Raw genomic sequence first — 18,081 nt, 5'->3', positions numbered from 1 at the left:
GGCGGCTCCTGGCCTGCAGGAGCCGCCTTGCCGATTGCAGGAGCCGGCCTTGCCGGCGAAAGCCCCAACGCGGTCTATACCCCCTGCGGCATCTCACCCTGCGCCAAACGCCGATTGATATCCTCCACCACCTGCGGCAGGTCATTGATGGTGTCGATCAGGTAGTGCGGGCGTGACCCTTCGAACAGTGCATGAATGCGCGCACGCTCGCTGGCCAGTTGCTCGGCATCCAGCGCCAGGTAGCCTTCATGGGTCAGCCCCAGCGCGTTGCCCGAGCACACCAGCGCCACGGTCCACATGCCGGCACGACGCCCTTCCAGAATGCCCGGTACGGTGTCGTCCACCTTCACGCACGCCGCCACATCGTCGATACCCAGCGCAATCACGTTGGCCAGCGCCTGGGCCGGCCACGGGCGACCGTTGGGGGTCTGGTCGGTGGCCACCACATGGTCGGCCACATAGCCATTGTGCCCAGCCAGTTCCACTACCTTGTCCATCACCACCTTCGGATAGCCGGAGCACGAACCGATCTTCAGGCCCTGCCGGCGCAGAGCGCTGATGGTCTGCAGTGCGCCGGGGATCAGCGCCGAATGGGTGGCGATCTTTTCGATCTGCAGCGGCATGAAGCGGTTGTAGAGCGCCGTCACGTCATCATCGCTCGGCACGCGGCCGAACACCGCGCGATAGCGCTCGGCAATCTGCGGCTGGTCGCACAGCGTGCGGATATGGTCCCACTTGCCCATGCCCATGGGGCCGCGGGCCTCCTCGATGGACACCTGTACATCGAATTCGGCAAAGGCCTCGACGAAGATCTGCGTGGGGGCGAACGAGCCGAAGTCGACCACGGTTCCGGCCCAGTCGAGAATGGCCGCTTGCAGCTGTGTGGGGTTGCTGTAGTTCATCATTGCGTTCCTTGTTCGGTATACCGCAGAAAAGGGGGATAAAACGGAATCAGATGTGCAGCACTTCCATTTCCCGCAGCGCATCGGCCACGGCCCGAACCGCGGCGCGCATCTCGTGGGGGCCGACGCAGCCGATGCAGCCCACGCGGAATGTCTCGACCTGGGTCAGCTTGCCGGGATAGAGGATGAACCCCTTGGCCTTGACCCGTTCGTAGAAGTCCGCGAACTGGTAGCGCGGGTCACGCGGGGCGTGGAAGGTGACGATGATCGGGGCCTGGATGGCAGCGGGCAGAAAGCTGCGCAAGCCGATGGCCGCCATGCCGTCGAGCAGGGTCTTGCAGTTGCTTGCATAGCGCTGGTGGCGCGCCGCCAGGCCGCCTTGCTCGTGGTACTGCAGCAGCGCCTCGTGCAGCGCCGCCACCACGTGGGTGGGCGGGGTGAAGCGCCACTGGCCGGTGCGGGCCATGTAGGCATGCTGGTCATGCAGGTCCAAGGCCAGCGACGGCGAGTTGCCCTCGGCGCCAGCCAGTGCGGCCTTGTCGGTGAACACGAAGCCCATGCCCGGTACACCTTCGAGGCACTTGCCGGACGCCGCGATCAGGGCGTCGAAAGGCACCTGGGCCGCGTCGATCGGCAGGGCGCCGAACGAGCTCATGGCGTCGATGATCAGGCGCTTGCCGTGATCGGCGACGACCTGGGCGATCTGCGCCAGCGGGTTGAGGATGCCGGTACTGGTTTCGCAGTGAATCAGCGCCACGTGGGTAATGCTGGCATCGGCGCGGATCAGGCGTTGGACATCGGCGGCGGTGGTGGGCTGGTCTTCGGCGGTCTCGAAGATGGTGAATGCGCGGCCCAGCACCTGGCAGATCCTGGCCAGGCGCTGCCCATAGGCGCCGTTGACCAGTACCAGCACCTTGCCGTCACGGGGCACCAGCGTGCCGATGGCCGCCTCCACGGCGAAGGTGCCGCTGCCTTGCAGTGGCACGCAGTGGTGGCTGGCGTGGCCATTGACGATGCTCAGCAACTGCTGGCACAGGTTGGCGGTCAAGGTGTTGAATTCGCGGTCCCATGAGCCCCAGTCGAGCATCATCGCCTGCCGCGTGCGTGCCGAGGTGGTCAGGGGGCCCGGCGTCAGCAGGACGGGGGTGTGGGTCATGGCGATGCTCCTCGCAAGCGGTGGGCTGAAACTACGGTGCCTACGTTGCAATTGCGCGCTTCATCAATCAAATTGTTTGTCGTTATGCCAACCATAAGTCAGGCCGATAGATATGAACCTGTTCCAGCTTCGCGCTTTCGATGCGGTGGCCCGCGAGGGCAGCTTTACTCGCGCTGCCGCGCGCCTGTTCATCAGCCAGCCAGCGGTCACCGGGCACATCAAGGCACTCGAGGAGCATTACCAGATCACCCTGCTGCGGCGCACTGCGCGGCGTGTGGAGCTGACCGAGGAGGGCACCCGCCTGGCCGCCATCACCCGCGCGATGTTCGGCCTGGCCGAGGAGGCGCAGGTGATGCTCGAAGCCAACCGCCAGTTGCTTACCGGGCGCCTGGAAGTTGCCGCCGACGGGCCACACCAGGTCATGCCGATGCTGGCCCAGCTGCGCGTGCGCTACCCCGGCATCACGGTCAACCTGCGTCTGGGCAATGCCCAGGAAACCCTGGCGGCGCTGCTGTCCGAGCATGCCGACGTGGCCGTGCTGACCGAGGTCGAACCGCGCAAGGGCCTGCACCTGCAGGCCCTGGGCCCGTCGCGTATCTGTGCCTTGCTGCCGGCCGGCCATCGCTGGGCCAGCCGCCCCGAGTTGCCCCTTGCCGAACTGGACCAGCAGATCATGGTGCTGCGCGAACCCGGCTCGATCACCCGGCGCACCTTCGATCAGGCCTGTGCCCGGGCCGGGGTGCAGCCACGGGTGCTGCTGGAGCTCGACAGCCGCGAAGCGGTGACCGAGGCGGTGGCCGCGCAGCTGGGGCTGGGTATCGTCTCGTCGATGGAGACCAGCCACGATCCGCGGGTGGTGGCCCGGCCCATAGAGGGGCCAGGGCTGGTCAACCAGCACATGCTCGGTTGCCTGGAGCGGCGCCGCGAGTTGCGCCTGATCCAGGCCTTTCTCGGGCTGGCGTCATCGGCATGACACGGCGTTGGCGTTTTGCCGTCGGCCCCCTAAGATGGCCGGCACACACCACCTGCAACACGAGTGAGGGTCGATGAAGGAGAAAGACACCATCTCCATGCAACTGGTGCGCGAGGCCCTGTTGCAAAGCAGCGCACCCGGCGCGGCGGCTGCGGCGTTGCTGCAGCGGGTGGGGATCGACCCGCAGCAACTGGAGCAGCCCCAGGCCCGCGTGCCGGCCAGTGCCTATGCCCGGCTGTGGCGGCTGCTGGCGCGTCGCTGCAACGACGAGTTCTTCTGCATGGACCCGCGCGGGCTGCGCAGCGGCAGCCTGGCGTTCATCTGCCGCTCGTCCATGGCCCAGCCGACCCTGGGCGCGGGCCTGGAGTGCGCGCTGGGGTTTCTGTCGCTGATGCTCGAGCACCTGCACCCGGTGCTGGTGCGCCAGCAAAGCCTGGCTGAAATCGTGATCGGCGAACCCGCCGAGGCGCCGCGCCGCCCCTTCACCTATTTCACCTTCTGGATGATCGTGCATGGTGTGGCCTGCTGGCTGGCGGGTCGGCGCATTCCGATTCTGGCCATCGAATTGCGCTGCGCCGAGCCGGACTACTGCGATGACTACCGCGTGATGTTTTCACAGAACCTGCAGTTCGAGCGCCCACGCACGCGGCTGATTTTCGCTGCCGATTGCCTGGACCTGCCGCTCAGGCGCACACCCGAAGAGCTGCAGCGTTTTCTGGCCGAGGCGCCGGCCAACATTCTGGTGAAGTACCGCGACCCCACCAGCCTGGCGCGGCGGATCCGCGACGACCTGCGCCAGTTGCCCGCCAGCCAGTGGCCGGATGCCGAGGCACTGGCCCAGCAGCTGTGCCTGTCGGCCTCCACCCTGCGTCGACGCCTGGCCGAGCAGGGCCAGACCTACCAGGCCCTCAAGGACAGCGTGCGCCGCGAGCTGGCCATCGGCTGGCTGGCCGATGCGCAGGTCAGCTACGTGGAGATCGCCGAACGCCTGGGGTTTGCCGACACCAGTTCGTTCTACAAGGCCTTTCGCAAGTGGTCGGGGTGCAACCCCGGGCATTACCGCAGCCTCGTGCTGGGTTCGGGCTGAGGCCGCGAGGCAAGCCTTCCCGCTCCCTTGCCGGCGGGGCTGTTCCTAGTCTGGGTGCCCACCCCTTGATGGAGCAGGCGCCATGAGCCCGACCTCGAGCACCCGCAAAACCACCGGCACCACAGACGATCCCACCATTCTCGATCAATTCATCGCCGAACGCCTGCCGGGTTGGCTGCGCACGGCATCCAGGGACCAGGCGCGCGCAGTGAGCGCTGCATTGATCCGGCATCAGGCGTCGCTTGAAGCGTTGACCGAGTTGTTCCAGCTCCTGCAGTCGCCCGACGTGTTCGCTGCGCCCCTGCTGGACAAGGCCTTGCGCGACACCCTGGGGCTGCAACTGGACACGCGTGCGGCGCACTGGAAGGAAGTGCGCCTGCGTCAGTACCGCCCGGGGCTTTCGGTCACGCCCATGCCTTATCTGGAGGCGATCGAGATCCAGAGCCCGCTGTTGCAGCGTGCCCTGCAGAACTTCAGCGAGACTGCCGGCGGCTACTGGGGATTCTTTCGCGGCACGGCGATCGTGTCTGCGGGTCAGGCACTGGGCGTCGCGCCCGAGCGGTTTGCCGGCCTGTGCCGCACGCTGGACCTGGGCCAGAAGTATCAGGCTCATCTGGACAGTGTGCTCGACCCGCCGGATGACGCACTCAAGCGCCAGCGCCATGCGCTGCTGGCCCGCGAACAGCGCGATCAGCTGGATGTGGCCGCCCAGGTCGGCTACCTGAAAAAGGACATCGACGAGGTGGCCTACCGCATGCTGCGCCAGGTGGTCGACGGGGCGAGCCAGGTGACTTACGCCGAGCACCCGGTAAGGGTGCGCAGCATCGAGGTGCTGGGGCAGCAGGTACAGGGCGCGGTCGCCTTTCTGGCCCGTGGCGAACCCCTGGAGGGGGCGATACGCTGGACCGAGGCCGGCCTGGTGCGCCAGGTGGTGGTGTTTCTGCCTGGCGATCCGCAGCGCCCGCTGCGTCAGTATCCGACCTGGTATGCCTGTGCAACCGATCTGGGCCTGGCCTTGAAATCGGCTGATTACCTGAGCTACTTCCAGAGCCTGATCAGCCTGCAGGAGCGTGCAGCTTTCGGCGCGGCCTGGCAGGCGCAGCGAGACGCGGCGCGCCCGGACCTGGAGCTGCTCGATTACCCGCTGGCCGGAGAGTTGTTCGCCAGCCTTGCGCAATGGCGTATCGCCCGGCTCAAGGCCGACGCAGCGGTGCTTGCCGTGCCTACGGCCAGGGTCGACGATGCGCTGGCCGAAGCACGTCGCGAGGCCTACCTGGCCGCAGGTGAAACCCTGCTCGGCATAGCGGCCTCGTTCGTCCCCGGGGTTGCCCAGATCATGCTGCTCAGTAGCGTCGGGCAGTTGCTGGGCGAGGTCTATGAGGGCGCCGTCGACTGGAGCAAGGGCCAGCGCAAGGAGGCCCTGGCGCATCTGACCGGCGTGGCCGAAAACGTGCTGGCCAGCGTTGCAACAGGGGCGGGTGTGGCGGGCCTGGTGGCGGTGGCCAAACGGTCGGCCTTCGTCGACGGCCTCATGCCGATAGTGCGCAGCACGGACCAATACAGGCTGTGGAACGAAGACCTGGCAAGCTACCGTCATGCCCACCCTTTGCCTGAAACCCTGGTGCCGCGCGGCGATGGCTTGTATGAGGATGCAGGCGCGCTGTGGCTCAGGCATGAAGGGCAGACCTATCAGGTTCAGCAGCGCGATGGGCGCTGGGTTATGGTGCACCCGCAGCGTGCCGAAGCCTACTCGCCCGGCCTGGAAACCAATGGCGAAGGCGCCTGGCGCCTTCCTGGCGAGCATGCGCTGCAGTGGGCGGGCAATGCCCTGCTGATGCGGCGCCTGGGCCCGCTGGCCGAAGGGCTGAGCGATGCGCAGATCGACCAGGTCATGGTGATTGCCGGTATGGACGAGGCGCGTTTGCGCGGCCTGCACGTGGAGAACCGGGGCATGCCGGTTCGCCTGCGCGATACCCTGGTCCGCTTCGGTATCGATACGCGCATCTCGACATTCTTCGAGCGCCTGCACCGGCAAACCGATGCCCAGGGCCTGGACCCTGAGCTCCATGCCTTCTGCAGGGAGCATCTGCAGGGTGTCGAAGACGCGGGGCAGGACTCGGAGCTCGATCACATCTGGGAGCAGATGCCGCGCTTGCGCTTCGAACTGTTCGAGTACCTTGAGGCGGCCACGCTGACCGCTGCCGATAGCCGTGTGAGCCTGTTGCAACGTGACTTTCCCGGGCTGGCGCGACGCTATGCCCAGGCGCTGGCAGAGCAGGCCGATGCCACGCAGCGCCAGATGATGGATCAGACTCGGCGCATTCCCCTGGCGGTCGCCGAGCAGGCACGCCACACCTTGCGTGAGGCGCGATTGAGCAGGGCGCTGGAGGGGTTGTGCCTGCAGAACGTGCACAGTGACGACAGCGTGGGCCTGGCCTTCGGCTTGCTGCGACGCATGCCGGCCTGGCCCGACGGGCTGAACCTGGAGCTGCGCGAAGGTTCGTCCAGCGGGCGGGTGATCGAGCGCCAGTTGTCACTCAGCGATACCCGCCAGACCCGCGTGCTGGTGCGTCGCGACGGGCAGTTTTCGGTGTACGACACTGAAGGCTACGAGCTCGACGACGAAATACCGGCGCCCCAGGGGATGTTCGAGGCGATTGCCTGCTGCCTGACGCGCGAGCAGCGTCGCGCCCTGGGCTGGACGCGTCATGACAGCGCGGCACAAATGCGCCAGGCCCTGGCTGCGCGGGCCCTGGCCAATCCCTCCGAGGCCGCGCAACTGATCGGACAGGCGCGCTCGGCCGGGCGCTTCAGCCCGCCCCAGCGCTTGCCCGACGGTCGCATCGGGTATCCGCTCAGTGGCCGGGGCAGTGCGACACGACGGTCCCTGGTCAGTGTGGTGCGTGTGCTGTTCCCGGGCTATGACCAACTCCAGATCGATGTGCTTCTGACCGAACTGCAGGGGGGCTCGGTTGAACCGATGACGGCACTGATGCGCCTGCTGGACCAGTACCAGCGCCTCGATGCGAGCCTGCAGCTGTGGTGTCGGGAGGTCTTTGGCCAGTCCCGCGAGTGGCGACGCCTGGTGGCCGATGAGCTGCGCCGGTGCTGGCGACGACAGACCGATCGCGTGACCAATGGGGGTGGCACGCTGATCGGCTATCGCCTGAACCTGGTGGCGATGCCGGTGGGGCATCTGCCGCCGCTGGGGGCCGGTATCGATTTTTCCCACGTGATAGACCTGAGCCTGGTGGGCATGGGGCTGACCGAGCTGTCGAACAGCTTCCTGCAACGCTTTGTCGGCGTGCGCTGGCTCAACCTGGCCAACAACCGCTTCGGGCGCATACCGCCTGCCTTGAACGGCATGAACTGGTTGCGTGAGGTGAACCTGAACCTCAACCAGATCAACCTGCGCAACACCGGGGTCAATACCCTTGCGTCCCTGCATCGGCTTGAAGTGCTGAACCTGGACAACAATCCCATCGAGATCCTGCCGAACATGGCCGGCATGTACAACTTGCGCCACGTGTGGTTGCGCAGTACGCGCCTGCAGCTGTTCCCGACCGGGTTGCTCGAATGTCCGTTTCTGGATGTGGTCGACTTGCGCGACAACCTCATCACCCAGTTGCCGGAGACGTTCTTCGTGCCCGAGTCGCTGAACATCTACCTGCTCCAGCGTAACCCCCTGCCGCAAGCCACCTGGGACCGCATCAACGATCTGCAGCAGTTGCTGCCCGTGGTGGAGGCTGCGGCTGGTGTCATGGTACGTGCTGAAACGACTGCGCAAGCCCGCGCAATGTGGCTGGAGCTGGCGAACGAGGCGCAGCTGGATGTGCGCAGCCGTTACTGGGACAGCCTGATTGCAGAGCCTGGCGCCGCAGACTTCTTCCAGTTGCTGACCGAACTGACCGGGTCGGCGGATTTCCAGCATACCCGGGCCGAACTGGACCAGCGCGTGTGGCGCATGCTCGAGGCGATGGCGCAGCACACGGCGCTGCGCGAGGAACTGTTCGAACTGGCGGCCAGCCCGACCACGTGCGTGGACAGCGTGTCGTCCACCTACAGTGCGCTCGAAGTGCGGTATTTGCTGTTTCAGACCGTGCGCGCGGACAGCCCGAACGAGCAGCAGGGCGAAGCGTTGCTCGCCTTTGCGCGGCGTCTGTTTCGTCTTGAACAGGTCGAACAGTTCGCGCGTGCCGACATCCAGGCCAGGACGCAGGAGGCGCGTGGGGTGGACGAGGTCGAGGTGAGCCTGGCCTATCGCACCCGTCTGGCCGCTGCACTGGACCTGCCCGGGCAACCGCGCAACATGCAGTTCGCCGAAGTGGCCGCCGTGGCCCCGGCACAGATACACGAGGCCCAGCGGGTCGTGCTGGCTGCCGAGCAGACCGACCAGCTGGCAACGTTCATCAGCGGCCGGGATTTCTGGCTGGCCTACCTGCGCCAGGCTCACGAAGGCGAGTTCGAGCAGGTCGAACAACCGTTCTGGGATCGACTCGAGGTGCTGGCCGCGCAACAGGGCACGCTGCAGGAAGGGGTGTACCTGACGCGAATGAACGCATTGCGCAGCGAACGCGAGGCGGCAGTGCAGGCGCTGGCATTGCGCCTGACCCAGGCGGCGCTGGAGGCTGCCGCGCCGCCTGCGGGCTAGCGCTGGGGGCTGTGCAGGCAGTGGCCAAACCAGTCATCCAGATTGACAGCTTTGGCCATTGTCGCTGCGCGCTGGTGGCGCGACTATCGTCAGATCATTCGTTCTATTCCAACAATAAGAAACGAGGAGTCTGGCAATGCGTGATTACCACGACGCGCAGCGTGCTTTCGATTACCTGCACACTGCCGATGCCGTGCTGGCGGGCAACCTGGGTGCGCTCAACGCCTGCGTCGAGTGTTGCGACCGGCACGCCGCCGAGGGCGGCGTGGCCTTGTACTGGGAGCGCCACGACGGGGCCTGCGCGCAGTACACCTTTGCCGACCTGCAGCAGCGCGCCGCACGCCTGGCCAATGTGCTCAAGGCGCAGGGCGTGGGGCCGGGCGACCGGGTGGCGGGGCTGCTGCCGCGCACCGTCGAGCTGCTGGTCACGGTGCTCGCCACCTGGCGCCTGGGGGCAGTCTACCAGCCGCTGTTCACTGCCTTCGGGCCCAAGGCCATCGAGCACCGCCTGCACAGTTCCGGCGCCCGCGTGGTGGTCACCGACCGCACCAACCGCCCGAAGCTCGACGAGGTCGAGGGCTGTGCGCGGATCATTACCGTCGATGCCCAGGCCGGCAGCGGCGACCTGGATTTTCACACTGCCCTCGACGCTGCCAGCGCCGACTGCGCGCCTGTGCTGTTGTCCGGGGAGGCCCCCTTCCTGCTGATGTTCACCTCCGGCACCACCGGCCCGGCCAAGCCGCTGGAGGTGCCGTTGCGGGCCATCGTGGCGTTTCAGGGCTACATGCGCGACGCCATCGACCTGCGCCCCGAAGACAACTTCTGGAACCTGGCCGACCCCGGCTGGGCCTACGGCCTGTACTACGCCGTCACCGGGCCGCTGGCGCTGGGCCAGGCCACCACCTTCTTCGACGGCCCGTTCAGTGTCGAAAGTACCTGCCGGGTGATCGACAAGTACGCCATCACCAACCTGGCCGGGTCGCCCACGGCCTATCGCATGCTGATCGCTGCCGGCCAGGCCTTCGCCGAGCCGATCAAGGGCCGCCTGCGGGTGGTCAGCAGCGCCGGCGAACCGCTCAACCCGCAAGTGATCCGCTGGTTCGCCGAACACCTGCAGGTGACCATCCACGATCACTATGGCCAGACCGAACTGGGCATGGTGCTGTGCAACCACCACGGCCTGCGTCACCCGGTGCACCTGGGCTCGGCCGGCTTTGCCATCCCGGGTCATCGCATCGTTGTGCTTGATGAACAGCAGCACGAACTGCCGCCCAGCCAGCCCGGCATCCTCGCGGTGGACCGCGAGCAGTCACCGCTGTGCTGGTTCGGTGGCTACCACGGGGTGCAGACCAAGGCCTTCGTCGGCAAGTACTACCTCAGCGGCGACACGGTGGAGCTGAACCAGGACGGCAGCATCAGCTTTGTCGGGCGCAGCGACGACGTGATCACCACCTCCGGGTATCGGGTCGGGCCGTTCGATGTGGAAAGCGCGCTGATCGAGCACCCGGCGGTGATCGAGGCCGCCGTGGTCGGCAAGCCGGACCCGGAGCGCACCGAACTGATCAAGGCGTTCGTGGTGCTGGCCAGCGGCGTGGAGGGCACGCCGGAGCTGGCCGAAAACCTGCGCCAGCATGTGCGCCAGCGCCTTTATGCACATGCCTACCCGCGCGAAATCGAATTTGTCGGCGAGCTGCCCAAGACCCCGAGCGGCAAGCTGCAGCGTTTCATCCTGCGCAATCAGGAAATAGCCAAACAACACACCGCGCCGGCGCCCGTCGCCAGCGCCTGAGGACCCCTTATGCAAATTGCCAACAAGAACTTCATCGTCAGCGGCGCCGCCTCCGGGCTGGGCGCCGCCACCGCCGAGATGCTGATCGGCGCCGGTGCCCAGGTGATGCTGGTGGACCTTAACGGCGAGGCCGTTGCAGCCAAGGCGCAAGCCCTGGGTGACAAGGCCCGTTTCGCCGTGGCCGACATCAGTCAGGAGGCCCCGGCCAAGGCCGCCGTGGACGCAGCCGTCAGCGCCTTTGGCAGCCTCCACGGGCTGGTGAACTGTGCCGGCATCGTCGGCGCCGAGAAGGTCCTGGGCAGGCAGGGGCCGCACGGCCTGGACAGCTTCAGCCGGGTGATCAACGTCAACCTGATCGGCAGCTTCAACCTGCTGCGCCTGGTGGCAGCGGCCATGGCCGAAGGCGGTGCCGACGCCGACGGCGAGCGCGGGGTGATCATCAATACCGCCTCCATCGCCGCCTATGACGGGCAGATCGGCCAGGCGGCCTACGCTGCCTCCAAGGGCGCGATTGCCAGCCTGACCCTGCCGGCCGCCCGCGAACTGGCGCGCTTCGGTATCCGCGTGATGACCATCGCGCCGGGCATCTTCGAAACCCCGATGATGGCCGGCATGACCCAGGAAGTACGCGACTCGCTGGCGGCCGGCGTGCCGTTCCCGCCGCGTCTGGGCCGCCCGCAGGAGTACGCGGCGCTGGCGCGTCACATCATTGAAAACAGCATGCTCAACGGCGAGGTGATCCGCCTCGACGGTGCCTTGCGCATGGCTGCCAAGTAATTCAGGAGAACCGCATGAGCATGTCCCATGATCCCATCGTAATCGTCAGCGCCGTGCGCACGCCCATGGGCGGCCTGCAGGGCGATCTCAAAAGCCTGACTGCACCGCAACTGGGCGCTGCCGCCATTCGCGCAGCCGTCGAGCGTGCGGGCGTGGCTGCCGACAGCGTCGACCAGGTGCTGTTCGGCTGCGTGCTGCCGGCCGGTCTCGGCCAGGCCCCGGCACGCCAGGCGGCCCTGGGGGCCGGCCTGGACAAGGGCACCACCTGCACCACCCTGAACAAGATGTGCGGCTCGGGCATGCAAGCCGCGATCATGGCCCATGACCTGCTGCTGGCCGGTACTGCCGAGGTGGTGGTGGCCGGCGGCATGGAGAGCATGTCCAACGCCCCGTACCTGCTGGACAAGGCGCGCAGCGGCTACCGCATGGGGCACGGCAAGGTCATCGACCACATGTTTTTCGACGGTCTGGAAGATGCCTACGACAAGGGTCGCCTGATGGGCACCTTTGCCGAGGACTGCGCCCAGGCCCAGGGCTTCAGCCGCCAGGCTCAGGACGACTTTGCGATTGCCTCGCTGACCCGTGCGCAACAGGCGATCGAGAACGGCAGCTTTGCCGCCGAGATCGTGCCGGTGGAGGTGACCGAGGGCAGGCAGACCCGCCTGGTCAGCCACGACGAACAGCCGCCCAAGGCCCGCCTGGACAAGATCGCGCAGCTCAGGCCGGCGTTTCGCGAAGGCGGTACGGTCACGGCAGCCAACTCCAGCTCGATTTCCGACGGTGCGGCGGCGCTGGTGCTGATGCGCAGGTCCCAGGCCGAGCAGCGCGGCCTCAAGCCACTGGCGGTGATCCACGGGCATGCGGCGTTCGCCGACGAGCCTGCACTGTTCCCCACCGCGCCGATCGGCGCCATCGATGCGCTGCTCAAGCGCACCGGCTGGAGCCTGGCCGAGGTCGACCTGTTCGAAATCAACGAGGCGTTCGCGGTGGTCACCCTGGCGGCGATGAAGCAGCTGGACCTGCCCCACGACAAGGTCAACATCCACGGCGGCGCCTGCGCCCTGGGCCACCCCATCGGCGCATCGGGCGCGCGTATTCTGGTGACCCTGCTTGCCGCGCTGCGCCAGAAGGGCCTGCGCCGCGGCATAGCGGCCATCTGCATCGGCGGTGGCGAGGCCACGGCCATGGCTGTCGAGTGTCTGGACTGAGGTGCACCATGCTAGTCAACGATGAACAACAGCAGATCAGCGACGCCGTTCGCCAGTTTGCCCAGGAGCGCCTGCGGCCCTTTGCCGAGCAGTGGGACCGCGAGCACCGCTTCCCGCGGGAGGCTATCGAGCAGATGGCCGAGCTGGGCCTGTTCGGCATGCTGGTGCCGGAGCAGTGGGGCGGCAGCGACACCGGCTATGTCGCCTACGCCATGGCCCTGGAGGAAATCGCCGCCGGCGATGGTGCCTGCTCGACCATCATGAGCGTGCACAACTCGGTGGGCTGCGTGCCGATCCTCAAGTTCGGCAGCGAGCAGCAGAAGCAGCAGTTTCTGACGCCGCTGGCCACGGGCGCGATGCTCGGTGCCTTTGCCCTGACCGAGCCCCAGGCGGGCTCCGATGCCAGCAGCCTGAAAACCCGTGCGCGCCTCGAGGGCGATCACTATGTGCTCAACGGCTGCAAGCAGTTCATCACCTCGGGGCAGAATGCCGGCGTGGTGATCGTGTTCGCGGTGACTGACCCGGCAGCCGGCAAGCGCGGCATCAGTGCCTTTATCGTGCCCACCGACTCGCCTGGCTACCAGGTGGCGCGGGTGGAGGACAAGCTCGGCCAGCATGCCTCCGATACCTGCCAGATCGTCTTCGAGAACGTGCGTGTGCCGCTGGCCAATCGCCTGGGCGAGGAGGGCGAGGGGTACCGGATCGCCCTGGCCAACCTGGAAGGCGGGCGCATCGGTATTGCCGCGCAATCGGTGGGCATGGCGCGGGCCGCGTTCGAGGTGGCACGTGACTATGCGCGCGAACGCGAGAGCTTCGGCAAGCCCCTGATCGAACACCAGGCGGTGGCGTTTCGCCTGGCCGACATGGCCACGCGCATCGCCGTGGCCCGGCAGATGGTGCATCATGCCGCCGCCTTGCGTGATGCCGGGCGCCCGGCGCTGGTGGAGGCCTCGATGGCCAAGCTGTTTGCTTCGGAAATGGCCGAAAAGGTCTGTTCCGATGCCTTGCAGACCCTGGGCGGTTATGGCTATCTGAGCGACTTCCCGCTGGAGCGGATCTACCGTGACGTGCGGGTTTGCCAGATCTACGAAGGCACCAGCGACATTCAGCGCATGGTCATTGCGCGCAATCTTTGAAGGGAGCAGCTTGCATGAGTTTCGAAACCATTCTGTTGGACATCCGTGGCAAGGTCGGCCTGATCACCCTCAACCGGCCCCAGGCGCTCAACGCCCTCAACGCGCAGATCGTGCGCGAGCTGAACCAGGCGCTGGACCAGCTCGAAGCCGACCCGAACATCGGCTGCGTGGTGCTGACCGGTTCGGAGAAAGCCTTCGCCGCCGGTGCCGATATCAAGGAAATGGCCGAGCTGAGCTACCCGCAGATCTACATCGACGACCTGTTCAGCGACAGCGACCGCATCGCCAACCGCCGCAAGCCGATCATCGCCGCGGTGTCCGGCTTCGCCCTGGGCGGTGGTTGCGAGCTGGCACTGATGTGCGACTTCATCCTGGCCGCCGACAATGCCAAGTTCGGTCAGCCTGAAATCAACCTGGGCGTGTTGCCGGGCATGGGCGGCACCCAGCGCCTGACCCGCGCGGTGGGCAAGGCCAAGGCCATGGAGCTGTGCCTGAGCGGGCGCATGATGGGGGCCGAGGAGGCCGAGCGTGCCGGCGTGGTGGCGCGTATCGTGCCCAAGGAGCAGCTGCTCGAGGAGGCCCTCAAGGTGGCGGCACAGATCGCCAGCAAGTCGGTGCCGGTGGCGATGATGGTCAAGGAGAGCATCAACCGTGCTTTCGAGGTGAGCCTGTCCGAAGGCGTGCGCTTCGAGCGCCGGGTGTTCCATGCCGCGTTTGCCACCGAAGACCAGAAGGAAGGCATGGCGGCGTTCATCGCCAAGCGCGAGGCTCAGTTCAAGGACCGCTGAGCAACATCTACCACCTGCCCGGCAGGGCGTGACGCTGTACTGCGGCTTCTTTACTCACAAGGAAGTCGCATCATGGATGCAGCAGATACGCTTTTCGGGCAGTTGGCCACACACGCTTCGCTGTGCGGCCCCATCGGCCGCCAGATGGTCACCCGGCCCTCGTTGCACGCCGTGGCTGCGCAGGTGTGCGCGCAGCAATGGCAGGTGCGCGGGATCAAGGGCCCGGCGCCATCGGCCTTGACCCTGGTCAGGGGACGGCCGGGGCAGGGCGCGCGGCTCGATTCGCTGGCCGATGCCCTGATACGGCGCTATTGCGAACGCACCTGCCTCAACCTGGCCAGCGGGCTGGACTACCTCACCCTGCAGCGCGGCGCCGAGTATCCGCAGGCCGCCGATGTCGACCTGCACGCGGTCGAAACCCTGCTCAATGAATGCGGGCCGTTGCTGCTCGATGAATACAAGCGTGTGCTCAGCCGTTACTGGGGCCAGGCCGAGCCGGGCCAGACCGCGCGCTGGGACTGGCTGGCCGATTACCTCAAAAGCCGTTTTTCCAGTGCCTGCGAACTGGCCCGAGGGGCTGGCGTGCTGGACGGGCTGGAGCTGGCCACGGCGACGATGGTCGGCATCTATCCACGGGCGACGCAGCGCGCGCAGTTCGGCAACGGCGCGGATGTACGCGTGTCGCTGCTGTGCCTGGATGCCGAACCCGGTGGCGGGCTGGACCCTGAACTGGCCAGCGCGGTGCTGATCGAGCGCCAGGTGCTCGGCCAGTTGCGCACTGTCGTGGTGCTCTACACCCTGGCGGGTGGGCTGTATCGCTTCGATTCGCGCCAGGCACTGCTGGAGGCATTGGCCAGGGGCTGGGGCGCGCAGGCTTCGGGCACCTTCAAGCTCAACCTGTACCAGACCGAACTGTCGATTTTCCAGGCCCAGGCGCGGTTGTTGTTCGAACAGCAATTGCGCCTGATCGATGCCATCGCCGCCGCACCTCTCGATTCGCAGGTCGACCCGGTGCAGACGCTGGTCGCGCGCCTGGACGAAGCCACCTCGCTGGTGCAGGTGTGCGATGTGAGCGAGCGCCAGACCCTGGCCAGCCTGCGCGGGCTGTTGCCGACGTGGTTGCGCGACGCTGACGATGCGCCGCGCCTGCAGTACACCGAGATGCTGGTGCGCCTGGCGCGGGTGCAGCAGCGCAGTGGCGGGCAGTCGTTCCTGCATGACCTGCCCGGCATGCCGGAGTACGCCTGGGCCCAGTGGCAGGCGGCGGTGCGTGCCGGGCACCCGGGCTTCACCCGTGCCGAGCTGGAGGATGTCGAGCTGGTCAACCGCCAGGTGATTGCCGGCGCCGGCGGCAGTGGGGGGGATTTTGCCCCGGCGGGCAGCATTCGCGAGGTGACGCTGAACCTGGCCCAACTGGCGGTGGGCAACCTGGGGCTGCTCAGGGCAGGCAGCGTCACCTTGCGCAGCCGCAGCGGCGCAGTGCTGCCGACATGGCTGGATCTTGCATTCATCAAGGCCCAGGTCACCCGCCTGGACGTGGGCCAGACCTACCCGGACCTGTTGCAGCACAGCCTGCTGGATGACCCTGTGCAGTCGGCCAGTCGCCAGCAGCTGTTCGTCGATCAGTTGCGCGAACAACTGCCGATGCTGGTGCTGGAGTATTACCTGCGTCAACGCGAAGGGGTTAGTGCACTGAGTGCCCGGCGTGTCATGGCACTGTGCCGTGGCGAGGAAACCGACGCGGTGCTGCGTCCGTTGGGCCTGTTGCGCGAGGCGGGTGCACACCCCGATGTCGCGCTCAATGCTTACCTGGTCGAGGGCCGCGACCCGCGCCAGGGGCCGTGCCTGCTGTATCGCCCACTGCACCGCGAGCCGCTGCAGGAGTTCAGCTCGCGCCAGGCCTTGTTCGAGCGGTTGTGCGAGCCCGGCGCGCTGCACGACGATCTGCTGGCGCGGCTGCCTGCCAAGGCACAGCCGGTGTACGCGCGTGGCGGGCTGGAGCAGCCGCATACGGTGCGCTTCCTGCCTGGCTCGGACTTCGCTCCCCTTCAGGTGCCGGCCCCGGCGTCGTTCAGCGACGCGCTGATCGACGGCGACCCGCTGGTGCATCTGTACCGTAGCTGCGCCCAGGAACTGGTGGCCCGCGCCCGGGCCGGCTCGCAGTCATCCAGCGAACAGCGCTGGGCGGCCTATGCCGAACTGGGCTGGCTGATGTTCAACACGCTGTTGCCACTGTGCAATGGCCCGGTTGCGGTGGCCGGCTGGCTGGTGCAACTGACGGCAGGCCTGCGCGATACCTTGCAGCAACACCAGAGCGAGGGTGACGGGCAGCTGGCGGGATGGTTGTTCAACCTGGCGCTGACGTTGCTGGCGAGCAGGACCGACACCACCCGGCTCAAGCTCTCAACCCCTGCGCAGAGGGGCGAGTCGCCGCTGGCCCAGGTGCTGGAGCCCGAGTTCGGCCATGCCCTTGCTTCGCCCTCGGGCCAGGCGCTGGACAGCCTGGATTTCAGCTGGGCAGCGGCGGCGGACCGACTGAGCGGCGAACAGCGCGCGCGGCTGGTGCCCCTGCAGCGCGTGCAGGGCCGCGAGGGGCTGGGGGCACCGATCAGCCACGGGCCCTGGCAGGGGTTGTACCTGCATGAGGACCGTCTGTGGGTGGGTGTCAGCGGGCAGGTCTACCCCGTGGTGGAGGAGGATGCCGGCCTGCGAATCCGCGACGCGCAACAGCCTCCCGGGCCCTGGCTGCGGCACGCCGCCGATGGCAGCTGGCAATTCGACCTGGGCTTGCGCTTGCGTGGCGGCATGCCGCTGAATCGGCGCATCCAGCAGTTGCGCCTGGCCAACCAGGCTCGCGTGGAGGTTCTGCAGAAGGAACTGGACGACTACCAGCCGGTGCGCCAGGCCAGCGCCTTGCAGCTCAAGCGCGATCTGGACGAGGTGGTGAAACAGGAGCCGCAGCCCTCGGCCGAGCGATTGCAGCGCTATGTGGATGATCTGCGACGGCACGGGCAGGGGCTGGCCAAGGCGCGGGAAAGCCATGCGCAACTGAACCAGCTTAAAACCCTGGCAAACTTTCGCGCCCAGCAGGGCAACTACCTGTTCGAGGAGTCCAGCATTACCGTGCAGTTGCTGTACGCCTTGCGAAGCCTGTTCATGCATAACAAGGACGGCATAAACAACCTTCGCGGCGGCCAGGGTCAGGACCGTCTGCGCGAACTGGTGCTGGAAGGCACTTCGCCCACCTATCGGCAACTGGTGGTGCTGCTCGAAGGGGCCAAGACCCTGACCGAGCAGATCATCGACTGCTATCAGGCCCTCGATCGCCTGACCGGGCAACTGCGCCAGATCCTGCCCGGCGGCCCGGCCCAGGCAAGCAGGATCGAGGCGATGCGCGGTGAAGAGCTGTCAGTCCAGGCCTGGCGTTCGTCCCAGATCAACATGCTGGGGGTGTTGGTGCTGCAGGCAGACCGCGGGCACGCCGGAGGCGAGGGTATCTACGAGACGGTGTTGTCTGCCCGATTGGGCTTGCAACTGGAGCTCGAGATGGGCGGGGCGTTCACCGATCAGGAACGGGTGCAGATGCTCGACAGCAGTGTGCGCCACTATGCCAG

The 18,081-nt window shown here is 66.8% G+C and carries 10 protein-coding genes; 8 read left to right on the top strand and 2 right to left on the bottom strand.

Features of this window, described 5'->3' with window-relative positions; all coding sequences use genetic code 11:
• Positions 1-74: 74 nt before the first annotated feature.
• Both phnX and QMX96_RS12855 read right to left on the bottom strand, forming a co-directional pair.
• Positions 75-902 (bottom strand): phosphonoacetaldehyde hydrolase, encoded by an 828-nt coding sequence (gene phnX, locus QMX96_RS12860; RefSeq protein WP_258662481.1) that lies wholly within the window; start codon positions 900-902, stop codon positions 75-77.
• Between the two features lie 49 nt (positions 903-951).
• On the bottom strand, positions 952-2,058 hold the full coding sequence (locus QMX96_RS12855) for a 2-aminoethylphosphonate--pyruvate transaminase (protein ID WP_282361874.1): 1,107 nt from the start codon (positions 2,056-2,058) through the stop codon (positions 952-954).
• A 112-nt stretch (positions 2,059-2,170) separates the two neighbouring features.
• On the opposite strand from QMX96_RS12855, the gene QMX96_RS12850 reads away from it, so the two are divergent.
• The 8 genes from QMX96_RS12850 to QMX96_RS12815 all read left to right on the top strand — a co-directional run bounded on the left by QMX96_RS12850 (position 2,171) and on the right by QMX96_RS12815 (position 14,467).
• Positions 2,171-3,031, top strand: coding sequence for a LysR substrate-binding domain-containing protein (locus QMX96_RS12850; RefSeq protein WP_116053428.1), 861 nt, complete (start codon positions 2,171-2,173; stop codon positions 3,029-3,031).
• 73 nt (positions 3,032-3,104) lie between these two features.
• Complete coding sequence (locus QMX96_RS12845; RefSeq protein ID WP_043859675.1) at positions 3,105-4,118, top strand: AraC family transcriptional regulator; 1,014 nt, start codon at positions 3,105-3,107, stop codon at positions 4,116-4,118.
• Positions 4,119-4,200: 82 nt separating this feature from the next.
• A complete protein-coding gene (locus QMX96_RS12840; RefSeq protein ID WP_282361872.1) occupies positions 4,201-8,769 on the top strand; it encodes an NEL-type E3 ubiquitin ligase domain-containing protein in 4,569 nt (1,522 codons plus the stop codon).
• A gap of 136 nt (positions 8,770-8,905) precedes the next feature.
• Positions 8,906-10,558, top strand: a complete 1,653-nt coding sequence (locus tag QMX96_RS12835) for an AMP-binding protein (RefSeq protein WP_282361871.1) — start codon at positions 8,906-8,908, stop codon at positions 10,556-10,558.
• 9 nt (positions 10,559-10,567) lie between these two features.
• Positions 10,568-11,335 (top strand): SDR family NAD(P)-dependent oxidoreductase, encoded by a 768-nt coding sequence (locus QMX96_RS12830; RefSeq protein WP_213607283.1) that lies wholly within the window; start codon positions 10,568-10,570, stop codon positions 11,333-11,335.
• 14 nt (positions 11,336-11,349) lie between these two features.
• On the top strand, positions 11,350-12,543 hold the full coding sequence (locus tag QMX96_RS12825) for an acetyl-CoA C-acyltransferase (RefSeq protein WP_058541898.1): 1,194 nt from the start codon (positions 11,350-11,352) through the stop codon (positions 12,541-12,543).
• An 8-nt stretch (positions 12,544-12,551) separates the two neighbouring features.
• Complete coding sequence (locus QMX96_RS12820) at positions 12,552-13,679, top strand: acyl-CoA dehydrogenase (protein WP_043860115.1); 1,128 nt, start codon at positions 12,552-12,554, stop codon at positions 13,677-13,679.
• A 14-nt stretch (positions 13,680-13,693) separates the two neighbouring features.
• On the top strand, positions 13,694-14,467 hold the full coding sequence (locus QMX96_RS12815; protein ID WP_043860114.1) for an enoyl-CoA hydratase: 774 nt from the start codon (positions 13,694-13,696) through the stop codon (positions 14,465-14,467).
• Positions 14,468-18,081: the final 3,614 nt, after the last annotated feature.

The sequence above is a fragment of the Pseudomonas sp. PS01300 genome (genome assembly GCF_029960155.1).
In the GTDB taxonomy this organism is placed as follows: domain Bacteria; phylum Pseudomonadota; class Gammaproteobacteria; order Pseudomonadales; family Pseudomonadaceae; genus Aquipseudomonas; species Aquipseudomonas palmensis.
This window is presented reverse-complemented; position numbering and strand designations above follow the sequence as displayed.